The organism is Alkalihalophilus sp. As8PL (assembly GCF_040939795.1).
Classification (GTDB): Bacteria; Bacillota; Bacilli; order Bacillales; family Bacillaceae_D; genus Alkalihalophilus; species Alkalihalophilus lindianensis.
In genome coordinates this window covers 222,795-240,585 of record NZ_CP162550.1, presented here as the reverse complement: position 1 = coordinate 240,585, position 17,791 = coordinate 222,795, and the positions used below count along the sequence as shown (strand labels likewise).

Below are 17,791 nucleotides of genomic sequence, written 5' to 3'. Positions count from 1 at the left end.
ATGAAAATTACAAAACTATGGTCTACTATAAAGCATTCAAATATTCATATGATCGTACCTTCCCGGTGGTTCGCTCATAATTTTAAAAAAAGGTATCACTATATGGCTCATGCAGGTAGTTGGTTTAGTCCTTATTTGAGGAAAGGTGATTTTCAAGTTAAGGTGACAATTGATGAAACGAGTATTACGTTCCTTGCGTACCCTAATGGAGAAGATCATCACGAGCAGCTGGAGAATTTCGATAAGACCACCTACCTTTTGCAAGAATTAGATGGGTTAGAATTGTTGGCCATTGAGAGAATTTTAATTAGATGATGATGTAAGGGGTTGTGGGGTTGCGTGTTGCTATTTTAAAAATCATTACAGGGGTTTGGTTTATTATCCTTATTCATAACGTATTTTACTTCACATCTCGTTATGTATTTAAGATTGGTGAAACTGAATTGCTCCTTATCATGATAGTTTTTTATCTGTTTGTTCTAAAAGAGTTTAGAGAGGGAATACTACGTGAAGTTCAATCTCATAAACAAAAATAATTAGGTAGGTGTTCGAGTGATTAGCAAGAATAAGTGGCTAAAACATATGAAGTTCCCTTTATTATTCATGATTCCCCTATTATATTTAATTGGTTTATTTTTAACTAAGCAATATGAAATTTTTATGATCGATGCTAATAGCAGCCTGTTTGCTAATGCATTAACAACCACTTTCCTACTACTCGTTTGTTTACTGAGTATGGTGAGTGGTATTGCTCAAACCTTTGGGTTAATCCGCGTTTTGAATATAAAAGAACAAAAACATTAATAAAAAGCAAAACTAAAAGACCTTTCATTATATGAAGGTCTTTTTTATCATTTAATTATAAGATTAATTTAAGAGTGTTCTCCATCCAGTTTCGGATTCTAATTGGTCAAGTATGTCCCAAATAGAGTTATTTATATAGTAGATCTCTAAATTATGCTCATCATGGTACGTTGGACTTTCAAATATAAGATTTAAGGTTAAATTACGTCTCATGTTTTCTTTATATATAAGTGTCGTCTGAACTTCATGATATGTATCATATTCTCTCGTTCTTCCTATCTCTACATTTAAAAGGCTGTCACCTTTAGTTATAGCCATCATAATCTCTCTTAACTGTTGCATTCGTTCTTCGGGTTCCTTTTCCCCTAAATCTTCAACTAGATCATCAAATATGAAATAACTTACAAATAAATCAATATCATTCATTAAGATTGATCCGAAAAAGTCACTAAGAAAAGGTTCTATTGTGACGTTTCGCTCTACCTGTGAATTCGTTTCAAAATAGTCTGTTTGAGCATTTGGATTGATTGCAGCTATCCACTCCCCCGTTTTTTCTTGGGTGTCGTAGAAAGATGCGGTATATTGTTCGAGGCTACTTACAGACTCAGCTAGATCAATTTCTGTCTTATCAAAAAAGCCTGTTAGAGATAATATAACGTATACGCCTACTCCTAAAAGAGCAACTCCTATGCTTATTATGCGTAAATTCATTTGCTCCCCCTTAAAACAAAAAGAAGGATGGTCTCCTCCTTTTGTTTTCCAGTATTTAATATTGATTAGCTAGATAAACCGAATGTACTAAAGTGTCACCTATTACATACTCTTTAGGTTCATGTAGATGCCCATGGAAGAGATGTTTCGGTTTTTTCATATGAATATATTCCGATAGGCTTTCAGATCCTCTATGGGCATTATCCGTTTGTTCATCAATTAATGGGTTGGTATGTGCTAAGAAGTAATCTAAATTAGGAGGTAGATTCCCCAAGTAAGAAGCTACTTCTGACTCGTCAAACTGACCATATGGCTTAGAGTTATACCTAGGGACACCACTTATCCCTCCAATAGATTTTCCATTCCAAGAATGTAATTCTCTACTAATATTTATAATATTAGTATCTAAGTATAAATCGTCTTTATCATGATTACCTGTCACACCAAATTTAGGACATTTAAAGTGGAAGTCAATTAAATGAACGATTCTTCGTGGTTTGAAATCTCCTAGTAAAAAAATAACTTCTGGATTTAAATGTTTAGGGATCTGGTCTTTAGATGATAAGTCTGATAATACAAGTAACATAATCTAGCCCTCCTTATTTCGGAACATATAACAAGGGGTTTACCGCTCTAGCGCCACCTGGTTGATAACCACCTACATGGATTTCAAAATGTAAATGCGGTCCAAACGAACGTCCTGTATTCCCCATCAAACCGATAATATCTCCTTTATTAACTTTACTCCCTACTCTTACTCTTACACTACCCGTAACCATGTGGGCATAAAGGGTATCAATACGCTTGCCATCAACATTATGTTGGATTATCACAAGGTTCCCGAAGCTATCAGACCAGTTTGCATGAGTTACAGTTCCATCAGCTGCAGCTACGATAGGTACGTCAGTAGTACGGCCGTTTTTACCAATATCAATTCCATTATGCATTCGTCCACCAAATGATGCTCTAGGGCCATATGTAGAGGTCACCGTACCAGTAGCAGGGCGCATAAAAGTACCGCTAGTCATTTGTGGGACTTCTCCTTCAGTATAACGAGCTTCACTTTCAAATTTGTTTGCTCTAGCTATTATTGAATCAGCATATGCTCCTGAATGATTGTAGGATAAAATGGCTTTTCTAGGGTTTGAGTTATAGTTATGCTTTTGTAGGTAATAGGCAGCGGTGTGAATAGCATCCTGAATATCCCATGGATTTGCTTTCCCATTGCCTGATCCATCTCGGCCATACCCTCCATATCGTTCAATATTAGCTAAATTTGTTATATCAAAACTCCCTATAATATTTCCTAATGCTGTAACGCTAGCATTGGCGTCTCCTCTAAACCCCCAGCCCACCCAAGTTCTTGGCATAAACTGCATGTGTCCTACTGCTCCTACGTAAGAGATCATGGTAGGATGTGTACTAAATTTTGTTTCTTCGTAGTGAATGGAGGCTAAGACACTCCAGGGGATATTATATTTCGCTTGTGCTTCTAAATAATGAGGCATAAATTCCGTAGGGATACCAGATCCTGGTATCACATTACCTCTATAATTCAACATACCTGTAATGGAGTTAGATAAATCCCCTTCTAACCAAGCCACATAGTATAGGGGTTGGTTAGCCGTAAACTCATATAGTCCTTCTGTTAATTCTTTGTCATATTTTTCGTAACCCATTGTTGTTAGAGCACTATCTAAAACTCTGAAATCATGCCTAAAATCTTCTCCTGTTTTTACATGTGAGTTATAACGTTCTTTGTTTATAGTTTCGACGGTGACATCGTAAGGAACTTTGTATGATTCTTCGACCTCATAAGCAATCCCCGTACGAGGGTTATGTTTGGTAACCATTCTCGTTTCAGTTCTGTATCTGGTTTCAATGTGTGTCGTAGATTCCTCAAACCAATCACTAGTCTGCACCTCGTGATCCATAGAACCAAAGCCATTCCAAGATGATACGCTTACTAACCTTTCAACTTCAAAATTTTCTTTTTCAACTGGACCAGGGCTACAGACACCATCCTCACATATGATTTCCTGTGTTTCCCTCACATCGGTAAAAGTGCCATACGTGAATATTGGTTGAAGAAGTGCTGTAAAGTCTCTTAGCATGTCCGTTTCATCTGGAAAGTCTTTACTTAAAGAGCGTGGAGCTTTTGGGAGATCATTTGTGTCCGGGACAGGAGGTGGATCAAATTTCCCTTCTTCATCATAATGCCAAAAAGCAATTTGATACGTAGCAGATATTAGAGCTTCTGGGACCCGATACATTTGTTGTTCGGCTTTTGCGCTATCTACCGTTGCATTGGAGAGATCTGTAATGTATTCATTGAATAATCCAATTTCCCCTTCATCACCAACCCCATCGGAACTACCAAATAGAGCAGAAAAGATAAGCATTACCATTACAGCAAAGAGTAAGACTGCTATGAATATGATCAAGGCTTTTGCACCGATAATAGATGCTACGATTAGTACCTTTTTCATGATTGCCATGAATACACTTACGATAGCTTTCCTGAGTAGTTGAGCGGCAACTTTTATTCCACGCTTTATTGCTTCTCTTTTGGCTTTTTTAGCTAACCGTTTTCTTCCTTCTGTAATGACCTTTTCTTTCATGGCTTCTCTAGCCTTTTCGGACTTATCTCTTTGTGGACCTCTACTCTCTTTTGAGTGTGAATCAGTAGAAGACTGGATATCTCTTAATTGATTTAATCTTTGAGATTGGTTATCTCTTCTATCTGGAACTGAATCATGGGAAGAATCATAAGAGGTTGAAGAAGGGAGATTAAGTATCTCCCTTTTCACATCCTCTAAAGATCGTTCATTAGCATAGCGGTCATGCTGCGAGGATTCTTCTGTATTTATATCAATTTTTCTCTCAGCACTCATAGATTAAACCACTCCTTGCTTGAACCTTTTCTCTTCAAATTCCATACGTCTTTTCACTCGAGTATTTGGTCGACGTGGGATTAAGTCTTTTGGTGAAATTTGTTCTGCTACGTTACCTGTAATGGCTTCCTTATCACCATTGGAATTAACTGTATAGTTCTCTAATACCTCGGTAGTGCCAGTAGGACGTTGAGTAAACCGCCCATTTTCTACAACATATTCTTTGTAAACTGTTTCCCCACTTGATAGAGAAGCATCGCCTGGGCCGTAATCCGATACTCTATACGTTTCATTCTTAACTGGATCTTTCATAACTGCATAACTTCTACCTTTTTCAATGACTGTTGTTACCTTGCATTGTGGATTATACTGTTGCAAGTCTTGAAGAGTGAATGAACCTTGTTCGACTTGTGGATTAAGTGGTTTATGTTCCATCATCTTATTAGGAGCAGCCGCGCTAGATGGAGCCACTTTTTTAGAAATAAGATCTGTTGCTTGGATGGACAATGGATTACTGTACATTGATTTATGACCTGTTGAATCTAACTTGTAGACGGATGGGTTGCCTCCACCTGTTTTAGCAGGCGCTAGCATATCATTATCAATCGTGTAATCTTGGATGATACGTTCTCCCTGCTGTAAAGAAGTATCTCCTGCACCGTAACGAGAAGTACGTACAATTTGACCATCATTCCCTTTCACTTGCATGTAAGAACGGTCATTTTCAACGACCATTTGAATAGCTCCGTTTGCATAACTAGACCTCGTTTGGCCATTAGGTAATTCTACAGTCTCTTTCTTCGCATATCTCGCCATATCACCAACATCCATCGTTTGAGCTTGGCTTGTTTTGCTGTAAGGGTTTAAGTCTGTCTTGTCTAAGAAGTTAGATTGACCGGTTGTGTTTGGTGTCGTTAGCTTAGAGCCAATTGCATAGCCAGAAGCTCCGAGTAATGCTCCAGAAGCATAAGCAACTCCTTTTCTTACAGCATCTTGTTTCTCAGTAACGTTTTGAGGTTCGTATTGATCGCTACCTTCTACAAGTTTATTGATACCAGGTGTCATGTTCACAAAGTCATTTGCTACGTCTTTCGTTGATGCTACGGCACTCTTTAGACCTGTACCTTGATACGCTCCTGATATAGCGCCTTTAAGACCTTCTGTTGGATTTCCGATCACTTTCCGAATCCCCGAAACATTATTAGTGTTTAGATTATTAGCGGCCTGTTGATAGAACTCTTGATGTTTGGAACCGACTTCTTTATTCCACATTTGTTCAGCTACACCATTATTGATATCCGGCTGCTCTTGTTTAACCGCATCCATAAATTTAGCTTTATTGCCTTCTGTAGCAAATCCTTTAGTTAGTTCATTTGCTGTTTGATTTAGAATCGCATCTCGGTTCTCAAACCCTTTACCAACAGATAGGTGTTGTACGTTTTCTCCAGCGACTTGTGTGGCACTTACAATCGCTTTTGCTCTTGAGTCCTTCTGATTATTCCATTGTGTTTCAACTTCAGTAGGCTCTAAGCCACGTTCCATACCAGAAGATAAGATTGCTGCTTTCTCTTCTTTGAAAGCACCTTTCACAAAATTACTACGTTGCTGTTGTACTTGTTGATCCCAAGCTTGATCCACTTCTTGACTAGGAGCGTAATTCTTGTCCATCTTATTCATGAAGCCCTCTTTATTGTTATCACTCCATTGATTAACTCGTTCTTGAGCAGCAGCTTTAATTTGATCGGGTGTGCGAGAAGTAGAAGATTGCATTTCTTGTTTATGAAAATCGTTATACTTTTGTTGAACTTGATCATCCCATTTTTGATCTAGATAATCTTGCTTTTGTCCTTCATAAAAAGCTGGTTTATTATCTCTCGCCCACTCTTTTGCTTTTGTTTCACCAAGTTCAGACTGTTTTTCTTGAACTTGTTTATTCCAAGCTTGATCGACGTCTGCTGTAGGGGTGTAGCCTTTCTCTAATTTATCCATGAAAGGTTTTTTATTATCGGTAGTCCAATCCCCAACTCTTTGTTGTGCTGCTGCTTGGATTTCTTCAGAAGAGCGACCATCACCGTATTGAGATTCTTCTTTTTGGAATTCGTCAAATTTTTGTTGAAGCTTTTGATCCCATTGTTTATTCATGTGATCTTGTTTCTTCTCTTGATAGAATGAACCTTTGTTCTCATCAGCCCACTCTTGAGCTTTACTATCTCCGATTTCGTTAGCTTTTGCACGAGCTGTATCAAGGGCTTTATGGTATCCGCCGTTTTTAATTCCGTTTTCCATAAACTCTTGTTTTTCCGAATCCATCATTCGATCAGCAACGGCATTCGCATATTGTTCTTTGTCTAGGTACTCAGTAGGTTTTTGTAACTTCCCTTTTTCAGTAGCGTACGCATCTTTAGTAAATTCGCTTTTCTTCGCTTTCACTTGATCATCCCAAGATTGGTGGACTTTATCATCAGGACGATACGTGCTACCTTCCGTATCCATAAATGGTGTGCGATTTTCACTTGCCCATTGCTCCGTACGTTGTTTAGCTGATTGAGCAATTTGTTCATCAGATCGTCCATCCGGATTTTTCTTTTCATGTTCATGGAAATCATTATATTTTTTCTTGACCTGTGAATCCCATTGTTTGTCCAAATGATCCTGTTTCTTATCAGCATAAAAGTCGTCTTTATTGTCAGCAGCCCATTGTTCAGCTTTTTGCTCACCAACATTAGATGCACGGACTTTAGCTTCTGCTAAATCAGATTTGTATTGGTCATTTCGACCACTACGCATTTCGTCGGCTACTTTATAGGCATTATCATAAATCCCTTGTTTTTTCTTAGCGAAATGGTTGTCCCAAGATTTAGTAGCGTCTTCTTTTGACATACCTTCCGCTTCACGATCTTGTAAATATTGCTCTTTATGAGTGTCCTCATAATTTTTCGCTAATTGATTACCAGTTTCTTTTACAAGGTCATCAGCTTTCGCAAGGTCCGGTTGATCCTTATATCCTCTCTTCCCAATAAGAGCACGTGCTTCATTTCTAAAGGCTTCACGTTGGGACTGTTCTTTGTTATTCCATAAGGCCTGTGCTTCTTCGGGTGATTTACCTTTGTTTTTAATTTGATCGTCCATAAAGTCTTGGTAATGAGATTTTGCCCACTGATCAGTCTTCATATCACCCATTTCATTAGCTAACTCATCGTCTTTATGCATGTTATAACCGGATATGCCTTCTTTAGCTCCATTAAGTCCTTTGGAGAAGGCTGATTTAGTGGCAGAACCAAGTACATGTCCTGCTCTTCCGGCAATGGCACCACCTACACCACCGACTAATCCTCCTACACCAGCACCTATAAAGGAACCTTTTGGACCTAGTGCAGCACCACCGACGGCACCTGCTACACCGAGCGTCATTTTACCTGCTTTACTCATAATTTCACCAGAACGTAACATTCGCTCTGCACGACTTGAAGCTCCTGTATTCGCTGCATCTGTTGGGCTAGAAGAACTGCTCCCTGCTCCTTGTTTCTTTCCACCATTTGCCGCATCTCTTACAGCTGATAGTGCATTTCCACCTTCACGAGCTGATTTAACCGCTCCGTAGGTTGCTGCGATCCCTGAAAGACCTGCCATCGAAGCGAATTTTGACATATTAGAAGCTGTATCTCCACCTAAGTTAAACAAGTTTTTAATTGCTTCTCCGAGCGGAATGAGAATAAGAAATAGAAAGATTATAGAAATTCCTGAGAGTCCCGAAACCATAGCAGCAGCGACCCATAAAGTAACGGCATGAACACTTTGTACTAAAACAGTACCGGTAAATTCTCTCAACCAATTTAGGGTAATACTTTTATATGGTTGGATCATCCATAGTGATATGAATACTGGACCAAGAACCATGAAAAGGATGAGCGTAATTTCGCGAAAGAGATAATAGAAATTCATCCATATCATGATAAATAGTAAAAAGAGTTGCACCATCATCCACCCTACAATTGCTAGGGGGCCAGTTACCAACCAAATCCCTTCGTCCTCGAAAACGTCAGCTGGGCTAGGTGACAATTGAGCGTATGCCCATTTATCGCCTGCTTCACCTTCAAGGTCTACTCTAAAAATATCAATGATACCAGCATTTAAAGTGAAGATTAGATCATAAAAGATGTACACATTGGCTATCATAATAGCAACCAATACCCAATCTTTTAAGAATTCAATTAAAACTGTACGATTGGAAGGGTTTATGCCCGTAGAGGACAACCTACTACCTGCATAAACAATACCGATGATCATAAAAAATGAGACCAATATTGTTAAGACATTAATTCCGGGCTGCAAAACATCTGATACGACGTTTGAATTGAAGGTATTGTAAATTAAATCTTCATCATCGCCGTAAACTAAATTCATAATTGAACGGAGGCCTCCAAATGTAGCAACGATAGCATCCCACATCGCTTCTATAACGTTGCCAACGGCCCCCAAAAGTCTATCCATCATAGGCCCACCTCCTTTCTTGCAATTAAACTAAACTCGTTCAGCTAACCGCTTCCGTTTCATCATTTCATCTAGAACTGCTTGGTTTGATTCAATAAAGACCATTTCTTCATCACTTGGATCTGTTTTTAACCAAACGGTAGAAAGACCAATTCTTAAAATGGCTTCTCCTTTATCTGCACCTTGATTAAACAAGATACCAAGCTCCCCTTCGGTTAAAGGGAAGTTTTCACGGATTTTGGCTAAGTCAATTTTGTTTTGTTTCATGAAAAGAATCGTATAAGTATTTGTAACAATTCCTCGGGCTTTTTTATTTTCAAGTAAACGGACGAAATCTTGAGATGCATACACAAGCCCACAGTTACGTTTCCTTGCTCGTCTTGCTACTTTCTCAAAGAACTTAATTGTTTGTTCCCCATCGACAAATTGCCACAGTTCATCGCAGTATATATACTTCTTTTTATGGGCATTATTAAGGTTTTTGGCAAAGTATTCCCACAGATAATTTAGAATTACGTGGAAGGCGATTGGTCGTAAAAAGCCTTCTTCTAATTGAGAAATATTAAAGTTGACTAAGCGACTATTCTCAAGACTTTGCGTTACCCCACGGCCCAGAAAGGTTTGACCATCAAATAAAGGTTTCGACCCTGTTCTTAAGAAAGGTTTCAATGCAGCAAGTAAGCGGTCTGCTTTAGGATCGTCACCAAACTTACCCTTAAGGTATTTAAATATGTCAAAAAGTTCTGGTTCCGGTTTTCTTACTTGAGACTGAATTAATTGACCATCAATCTCTTTGATATCTTCTTCAAATAAAGAATCTGGATCAGTTGTAATACCTCGCTGAGCGAAGACATCGAAAACCGCATCTTCTAGGAAGTTCCGTTCAAATACATTTAAACCAGTGTCCTCTTTACCGCGAACAATGATATCGAAGAAATCAAGCAATTCATTTACTTTTTCTCGAATAGGCACAAAACGTAGGTATTTCACACCGTTTTTTTCGATGATTTTCTTATCATCTTCTAATTCAAGTGATTCCAACTCTTCATCATCTTTGTCATCAAGTGGGATATCTGAATAGTTGATGGCACAAGGATTAATACGAATTTCAGATTCCTCGGAGATATTTAAGTTAATGCCTCCTAATCGTGTAGTCAGCCGACTGAATTCTCCTTCTGGATCGATGATTCCAGCGTATACGTTGGCGGCTGCATTCTCCCTAGCGATCTTTAATTTCATGGCTAGTGATTTTCCGCTACCTGAAATACCGAAAATGCCCATATTGTAATTATCTGGTCTATGACGATCATTACCAAAGGAGTTAAGGAATTCTTTTTGACCTGTAATTCGATTAATACCAAAAGGAATGCCCCCCATGTATTTACCTGCTCCACTTATATAAGGGGAGAATGTACTCAAAGCACGACGGTCAATATTTCGGATCGTATCTTGAAGTTTGTTCGTACCAATTGGTAACGTACTAATAAAGCCCTTCTTGATTCTGCTCCATGCGGTTGTTAGTCGAAAGAAACTACCTGACATAAGGTCTTCTAAGTATTCGGAATAAGCATCTAGCTCTTTTTTGCTACTGCCATACATCATGATGAAGGTAGAAATATTGAACATATCGTTTTCATTAAATTGGATTTCGTCAGATAGAATGAGCGTGTCGTTAATCTTTGTATTCAAATCAGAAATCTGATCGATATTCCCTCTTGCACGTTGGAACGATAGATTGGATTGCAACATGGTTTGTTGCTTTTGTAGAGATTGAATGGCATTTGACTTGGTTACTTTATGCACATCAACTAACACATCAACTTCCCCACTTGCCGTTATATCGTATAGCCAATTCGTTTGCATTTTTCGTGGATACCCATCTGGTGGGATATATGCTGGTCTATAGTATGTTTTGGTTCCTGCTGACTGTTTAATCACACCATGATCTTCATCTTTTATCGAAATGCCATCTGGAGATATAATGTCCATAATGTCGCCCATTGTATCTAGTTGGTATGAGGGTATTTCATGATCATTCTCTTCATCCATTGATTCATCTTCAAATGATTCAGCATCTACTTCCTCATCCTCGATGTTTGAAGTGGGTTGTGCTTCCACTTGATCATCCTGCTTGTTCTTTTTCTTTCTCAAGGTTTTGAACATGATTTCCTGACTCCTTTACCGCTTCAATTTGTTCCTCAGATTTATCTGCAGTTGAATAGAGAGATAACATTTCACGCTCTTTAATGTTTTTAAATTTCAGTTTTGGAGCTTTACGACGATTAAGGGTATGATAAAGAACTTCTGCAATTCCCTCTCCAGTCAATAACTCCACTTCCATATTTGCTCTCTTCAACATATTTTTCGCATTATTTACTCGTCGGTATAATTCGCCAAAAGCTCGTTCTACGATTTTTTCTTCGTAATCTTCTGCTCCCTTTACAACACCTGCTTTTTTCGGATCGGCTTTCTGTACAAAAATCAGATAGCGTTTTGTTTCATATCTCGGTTGTGACGCTTGCCAATTGCGCAGATCATTTAAAAGTCCTTTTCCGTAATCAATTGCATTTGGAGACATGTTTTCCGATTTGATCATGTTTTCTTGCATTTCTTCGATAGGTTCACTTAAATCAATATAGCGGTTCTGTAGATACCATTGAACTTGATATCCATCAATACTTGATAACCATGTTTCAAACGCATCATCAATAGATTCTTGCTCCTCTTGAGAGCGTAAAAAGTAATTACATGGTTCAACTTCAGTAAACATAACGAACCGTTCATCTGTTAAATGAATCATATGGTTCTTTACGGTTTTCACTTCACCCAGTAATTCTGAGAATAGATCAGGTTCTTCTTCTGCGTACTCGTCCGTTGGTGCATTTTTCTTTGTATTTTGGGGTTGATTAGTTGCTTTCGAACCTCTTTTATTTTTCGTTTTTTTTGTAGGGGTTTGTAGTTTCACTTTCTTTTCATAAAAAGGGATCAATGATCGTTTAGTGGATACTGCATAAACCACCCAAGCAACACTTCCCAATACCGTTAAAACAACGATGTCCATCATGCTTTATCACATCCAATCTTCTCTTCGTTTTCCTTTTCTCCACACACCGGTTTGCGTTTTCTTAGAAAGTTTTGTAATGAAATAAAAATCATAGAACATGTTGTATTTTTTTTGTTTCATGAATCCTAAGAGAATTACAATGATGGCAAAAGGAATGGCTACAATGAGATTCAGCATTAAGTTCCCAATTAGGGAGAGGGGAAGGGACCAAACTAAGGGGGTAACACTATAGATCGCTCCACCACCTAAAAGAACATAAATCAACTGTCTCATTGAAATAACTCCTAATAAGATCTTTTGCTCAGAGGCCATATCAACCGGTACACTTACTTTTCTCATGGAATCTCCTTTCTATAGAGAAACCTCTCTATTACAGAGAGGTTTCTAGGTATTGTTCTTCGGAGTCTACCAAACCCATATTATTAATAGTGATAAAAACATTCCTGTTAATCCTGTTCCAAAAGTTATTACATCCTTTTTCTCTTTCTTTCTTGCTAAATTTACTCCAGCGGATACCCCGAGAAATAAAGAAATTAGAAAAATGATACTTGGGATAATACAGATATAGTAAATAAATTTTAAACTCTCAGAGCCAATTTGCCCCTTTACCACAAAACTGAGAATCAATGAAATGATTACTCCAATTATAGGTAAAAGAACTTTAAACTCCTTCTTGTTCTCTTGATTTTTTTTGTTAAACAACCTTGTTGTTGTATACAGAATAGCCACAATGGTCAATTGACTAATTAAAATTAAAAGTAGAATAGAATATGTTATTTGATAATTATTGATCTGGCTGTCTAATGCACCTGTAAGTGTAATCGTATAGATCAAACTAAAAAGGCCAGCTCCAATAGTTGGTAATCCATTCGCTTTAATTCTATTTCTCTTTCTTAGCAATCCAATGTATGAACATATACATACTAAAACCCAGAGTGTGGATAGCCCTAAAAAGATAGAAATTTTCATTAAGCTCCTAGACCGCCAATCCATCCTACGATCTCCAAGCACTTGTAAACTACGAAACCACCAAGGCAAGCCATTGCTAGACCGATAAACCCTTGCGTTCTATTTTGTGGATTTGATTGTGCAGCTGAAAGCTTCACACCCGCAAAGATAACGCAAGCAACTACCCACATACCTGCTAAACCTAGTAATACGTATAACAAATCATTACCTTGACTAAAAAAACCACTTGCATTTCCGTTATCCATCTTCACTTTGTCGCCACCAATGTCGACATTCTTAAAAGCGTTAGCTCCTACTAATGATGGGTTTACTACCATAAAGATTAGTGCCATTGCTGTAAGCCAAGCTTTGTTCATTCGATTCATACTTTTCTTTAACATGTTGTTCATCCTCCTAAATTCCTGTTATCCAACCAGCTATGGTTAGGCATTTGTAAACCACAAAACCGCCTAAAATTGCAAATACTAACCCAATGATCCCTTGTACCCTAGCTGTCGGGTTACCCTGTGACCCAGATAAACGCATACCCGAGAAGATAATGCATCCAACAGTCCAGAATCCACCTATCGCGATTACAATCTCTAAGATAGAGTTAAGGTTATCGTAAAGGTCTTCGATATCCCCTTCTGCAAATGTTTCTTCTGCTAAAGCTATACTTGGTACAAATAAAATAAGGACTAAGACAATCAAATAGGTTGTGATTTTCTTTAGGGCTACTAGATGTGTTCTTGGTGTTTTATATTGAGTACTCACCTACAACCTCCTCTCTTACAAAGCTCTCGATTCCAACCACCCCCTTAAAACGCAAAAAAGTCCCCGAAAAAGTAGACGCATAGTACGCTACAAATTTCGGGGACTTCCCTCTTCGTCATATATTAGATTACATTTATCTTATTCTATCTTTATCAAAAATGCAACATTCATTTAGTATTTAGCACTAGCAATTCCCAAGAATATGGAACAGAAAAAAGCCCTAACACATTAAGTGTTAGGGCTGACTATATTTTATAAGGTTCGAATATCAGGAATGTAGTTTTTCAGGGTTAAGTCATCAATTCCTTTAGCTACATTTTCATCCCATATCGACATACGTACATTGTAATGTTGATTCTTGAATTCTCTAACCATATTAAACAAGTGATCTTTAACATAAATATTTTCAATCATATCCATGTCATAAGCAATCACCACGTTTTTCACTCCCATTTCTTTCATGATTGGTAATAAAAGTCGCCATGCCCCTACTCCTGGTACAGAAAGGATAGTGTCGCCCCACTCTTTTAGTTCGTGAGGTTTGAAAAATTTTGCGAATTTTTCAATCGTAATGTCCCCTTTTAATCCGCCTTCTGTAATCCAAACCGTTTCGGCAAATCGAGGTGTTCCCGATTTCCATTTTAATAGATGAGAAGTCGGCACACTCACATGAATAGGTAGAGGGTTGCCAGCACTTGTTCCATTTTCTTTTCTAGAAGAAGAGAGCCAAATGTATTTTGCTCCTTTACTAATATGAACATCACCAATGGCTTTACCATCTTTCCCTTTGATCGTCTGCTTTGCACCTACAGGCAACTTTCCTTCATAGATTGTTTTGCCTTTGTATTTTAATTGAGCTACGTCTGGTTGTTCAATTAACTCAGCAGAAAACGTTTCATCAATTGAGGTATAACTTAGGTTGTTCACTGGTGAATCTACACGCCATTGAACACCTACAATTTCATTCATATGATTTCTTGAAGGAATACCGATTGCAGGTAGACCGGAAAGCGTATAATATCCGCTTCCAATCTTTTTACGATAATAAATACCAGGCGTCCCAATAAGGTGATCTTCACTACCTAATTTCTTAGCTACTTCACTAATTACACGCCAAGGTTTGTCTGGCATAGAAAAGTAGCCTCTTGCACGAATTTCTTCTTTATTCATTTGTCTCGTTACACCTGTTAAATGAGCAAGGTGCTCCTTTGTTAATGAGCTATTAGCGATTAGTTCACTATAGACCTTATTCAATGAGTGTGAAGGTAATTTCTTCGCATCTTTCTCAGTAGAAATCTTCTCTTTTGGAATAGAAACTTGCTCTTTTAAATAGTGAAGATATCCCGGTAATGATGAATTTTTGCCCCACTCGATGTCCGAAGATTGACGAATACACACTACTCGATTCCCATCTTCATGGATCATACAAGCACCTGTCTTCCCACAAATTTCACATGGTCGTCTGTAATATTCATACCAAGGACCACCTTTTGCTGTAGTCATTCTAAAATCATTCATACCGGAACACTCCTTTTTTGGATTAGTCTTCTAAATCTCCGCTCATCTGTTGTTGGCATAATGGTTACTAGAGTAAATAACTTTTCTTCTCTTGAAAGCACAATAGCCATCGGCTTCTTATCAGAGTCTACTCCTTCAATGGTGTAAGTAGGTAACTTTTGCCCCACTCGGTGGTTATAGCCCAAGTTGGAATCAACCAATTTCATATCGCTTTGAAAAAAGGATAGAATATCCTCATTGGAGTAACCCCTCAAAATCATTTGTTCTTTCGCGTGTTTGCTTACTCTTAACGTACACTGGTGTATCTCCTTCATTATTTTGTTCATCTAAACCACTCTCCTTTTTCCACAAAAAAAGTCCTTTGGAGGTCTAATCATCCATTACAGATGCACTAACCGTCCAAAGGACTTTTCATTATTTCATAATTAAATAGGTTGAATTTCATTAATTATATCAAATATATGGACGGTTGAGTAGAACGAGTTCAACTAAATACAGAAATTATTCGATCTTTCAAAGAGCGTTTTTTTTGATTGCACAAAGCGATGTGGTCTTTAAGTAAATGCTCAATGATTGGCTCGAATGATTGATTTAGTATTCTTTTAGGTTTATCATGATGCATTAAATAAAGAGGTTTAGACTCATAAAAATTCTTCATGTGATCAGCGGTTAAATCAGGGATTTCGGTTAGGATTGGGATATCTAAGAAAGATGATATGGTTTCTGTTTTACTAAAAGAGTACAGTGGTGAAAAGATTAACTTCGTTTCTGGCACAATGGCTTTCACTTGTGATATGAACGGTTTCCATTCATTTAAAATTTGAGTTTGATCATTTACTATGATCCATAATTCATCTACATGCTTAAGAGAAACCTTTGTGTGATTTTCCATGTGTCCAGTTGGTAAGTCTACTAGTGTTACGTCGTGTATACGTAAGCCTTCTATTAAATACTTCAACATCTGAGGTTCCCATGTACGTTTTAGGTCATTTGCGTGTAAAGGAAAGTAGTTCACATCATGTGTAGCCCAAATCACTCTTTTTGCATCTATGTCCTCTTTGCTAAATAAGTACTCAGCATAAGAAGTCCAGTGTTCAGGTTCTCCTTCAAATCTCGATAGATGAGGAAGTAGGGCCGGTTGTGGTTGTAACCCTTCAATGACTGCTACCGGAATATTTAATGTCGCTAAACACGTAGCAAAATTTATAGAAAACGAGGTACAACCAATATTTTTTAAGGGCGACCAAACTCCAATCACTTTCTCTTTCTTTATTTTTTTAGTCTTATAAACAGGTATATCGAATGCTATTTCAAGCTTGGCATTCTTATCTCTTATGACTGCATTTGTATAGGTTTTAGCTGTAAGCTCTGGTTCATCATTATTGATTTTTAGTGGTAGTGATGATGGTTTTTCTGCTTCTGTTTCAAAAGTTTTTTGATCTAGCAAGGTTTCTTCTTCGCGGTTCTCCATATCTTTCTTCTGATCTTCTACTTGATTAGTGCTATCTTTCTTCTCAGTGTAAGGTGTTTGATGACCTTTGTCAGAATCGAAATTACTCTCTTGTTCTTTGAATTCATCATCTTTTTTTTCTTCTGTATCACTAATATTCGCGTTATTATCAACATGAGATTGATCGTCACCACGCGCTTCAATTTCTATCCCAGCAGCAATAAACTTACTTGAAGCCTTTTCAAAGTCACGTTCAGAAGGTGGATATTGATCAATTGGTTCCTCTTTATAACTAGTATCTGCAGGTGGATAAATCTCTTCAAGATAAGAATAATATTTATGGAGTTCTTTTTTGTCAGATTCATATCCAAATAACTTGATCTTGTTAAAAAAGCCTTCAGAACAGTATTCTGAGAGTTCTTCTACTATCGATTCGGGTTCGCTAATGAATATAATAATATGCTCTACATTAGGTAGAACCTTTTCGATATTCTTTATATCTTTAGGTGATGGCAAGACTTTGTTACTTATGACCGCAAACTTCACTTCTTTAAAGATAGGTCTTACTGTCAAATAATAATTTGTGGGAGCCATATCTAATTTGTCTCTATTGAAATCAATATTAGGATTTTGATTCACGATATCGAGTGTCTTATCTATGAGTTCATCATTAAATATAGAAAATAGTACCCTCACCGAGCTTGCCTCCTTTTTTCCTCTAGTAACGGAATGATTTTATCAATTCGATCTTTCATTCGGTCACTAATCATTGCTTGGTTGTTCTCAATATGAGCGATATGATTAGATGAATATCCAATTAATTCAGCGAGTTGATATTGTTTTAATCCATAACGTTTTCTCAGCAAAAACAATTTTTCTACATCGTTTTCAACGTGGATTGAATCAAATTTAGTAGTCATTAGTACCTCCAAAAAATAAAAAAACTCAAACCATTCCCCTTTCAGGGATTAGTTTGAGTGGATCTTCACTTCAATTATTTAGTTTTTATTACAATCAGTATACTATGAGGGGAAACTTTTGGAAAGATAAGCTTGTAAATGACATATACTAATTCTATAATAGAAGTATATTTTCACTCTATATTATTTAACATACGCGAAGCTCATTGAGCAGTTA

Annotated in this window: 16 protein-coding genes; 2 read left to right on the top strand and 14 right to left on the bottom strand. The window is 37.5% G+C overall.

Annotated features, from left to right (window positions below):
* Positions 1 to 315 carry a hypothetical protein gene (locus AB3N04_RS01180; protein ID WP_368502740.1) on the top strand — a complete coding sequence of 105 codons (315 nt, stop codon included), beginning with the start codon at positions 1 to 3 and terminating at the stop codon, positions 313 to 315.
* Positions 316 to 582: 267 nt separating this feature from the next.
* Entirely contained in the window at positions 583 to 804 is a 222-nt protein-coding gene (locus AB3N04_RS01175; protein WP_368502739.1) for a hypothetical protein, read from the top strand.
* Positions 805 to 867: 63 nt separating this feature from the next.
* Here AB3N04_RS01175 and AB3N04_RS01170 read toward each other — a convergent pair whose 3' ends face one another.
* From AB3N04_RS01170 to AB3N04_RS01105, 14 genes are all read right to left on the bottom strand, one after another.
* The gene (locus AB3N04_RS01170) at positions 868 to 1,515 is read right to left on the bottom strand and encodes a hypothetical protein (RefSeq protein ID WP_368502738.1); all 648 of its coding nucleotides are present in this window, start codon (positions 1,513 to 1,515) and stop codon (positions 868 to 870) included.
* Positions 1,516 to 1,570: 55 nt separating this feature from the next.
* Positions 1,571 to 2,101: a hypothetical protein gene (locus tag AB3N04_RS01165; protein ID WP_368502737.1), complete on the bottom strand. Its 531-nt coding sequence runs from the start codon at positions 2,099 to 2,101 to the stop codon at positions 1,571 to 1,573.
* A gap of 13 nt (positions 2,102 to 2,114) precedes the next feature.
* Entirely contained in the window at positions 2,115 to 4,409 is a 2,295-nt protein-coding gene (locus AB3N04_RS01160) for a peptidoglycan DD-metalloendopeptidase family protein (RefSeq protein WP_368502736.1), read from the bottom strand.
* A 3-nt stretch (positions 4,410 to 4,412) separates the two neighbouring features.
* Positions 4,413 to 8,903 carry a hypothetical protein gene (locus AB3N04_RS01155; RefSeq protein ID WP_368502735.1) on the bottom strand — a complete coding sequence of 1,497 codons (4,491 nt, stop codon included), beginning with the start codon at positions 8,901 to 8,903 and terminating at the stop codon, positions 4,413 to 4,415.
* Positions 8,904 to 8,930: 27 nt separating this feature from the next.
* Positions 8,931 to 10,949, bottom strand: coding sequence for a VirB4 family type IV secretion system protein (locus tag AB3N04_RS01150; RefSeq protein WP_368502875.1), 2,019 nt, complete (start codon positions 10,947 to 10,949; stop codon positions 8,931 to 8,933).
* Positions 10,950 to 11,022: 73 nt separating this feature from the next.
* The gene (locus AB3N04_RS01145) at positions 11,023 to 11,964 is read right to left on the bottom strand and encodes a hypothetical protein (RefSeq protein WP_368502734.1); all 942 of its coding nucleotides are present in this window, start codon (positions 11,962 to 11,964) and stop codon (positions 11,023 to 11,025) included.
* 6 nt (positions 11,965 to 11,970) lie between these two features.
* Entirely contained in the window at positions 11,971 to 12,303 is a 333-nt protein-coding gene (locus AB3N04_RS01140; RefSeq protein ID WP_368502733.1) for a PrgI family mobile element protein, read from the bottom strand.
* A 66-nt stretch (positions 12,304 to 12,369) separates the two neighbouring features.
* Positions 12,370 to 12,957 (bottom strand): hypothetical protein, encoded by a 588-nt coding sequence (locus AB3N04_RS01135; protein ID WP_368502732.1) that lies wholly within the window; start codon positions 12,955 to 12,957, stop codon positions 12,370 to 12,372.
* A complete protein-coding gene (locus AB3N04_RS01130) occupies positions 12,933 to 13,313 on the bottom strand; it encodes a hypothetical protein (protein WP_368502731.1) in 381 nt (126 codons plus the stop codon). The genes AB3N04_RS01135 and AB3N04_RS01130 overlap by 25 nt, the downstream gene beginning before the upstream one ends.
* Positions 13,314 to 13,326: 13 nt before the next feature.
* Positions 13,327 to 13,686: a hypothetical protein gene (locus AB3N04_RS01125; RefSeq protein ID WP_368502730.1), complete on the bottom strand. Its 360-nt coding sequence runs from the start codon at positions 13,684 to 13,686 to the stop codon at positions 13,327 to 13,329.
* A 252-nt stretch (positions 13,687 to 13,938) separates the two neighbouring features.
* The gene (locus AB3N04_RS01120) at positions 13,939 to 15,204 is read right to left on the bottom strand and encodes a DUF3854 domain-containing protein (RefSeq protein ID WP_368502729.1); all 1,266 of its coding nucleotides are present in this window, start codon (positions 15,202 to 15,204) and stop codon (positions 13,939 to 13,941) included.
* On the bottom strand, positions 15,201 to 15,530 hold the full coding sequence (locus AB3N04_RS01115) for a hypothetical protein (protein WP_368502728.1): 330 nt from the start codon (positions 15,528 to 15,530) through the stop codon (positions 15,201 to 15,203). Before AB3N04_RS01115 ends, AB3N04_RS01120 begins: the two co-directional genes overlap by 4 nt.
* A gap of 158 nt (positions 15,531 to 15,688) precedes the next feature.
* Positions 15,689 to 17,350 carry a hypothetical protein gene (locus tag AB3N04_RS01110; protein ID WP_368502727.1) on the bottom strand — a complete coding sequence of 554 codons (1,662 nt, stop codon included), beginning with the start codon at positions 17,348 to 17,350 and terminating at the stop codon, positions 15,689 to 15,691.
* A complete protein-coding gene (locus tag AB3N04_RS01105; RefSeq protein WP_368502726.1) occupies positions 17,347 to 17,574 on the bottom strand; it encodes a helix-turn-helix domain-containing protein in 228 nt (75 codons plus the stop codon). The genes AB3N04_RS01110 and AB3N04_RS01105 overlap by 4 nt, the downstream gene beginning before the upstream one ends.
* Positions 17,575 to 17,791 lie beyond the last annotated feature (217 nt).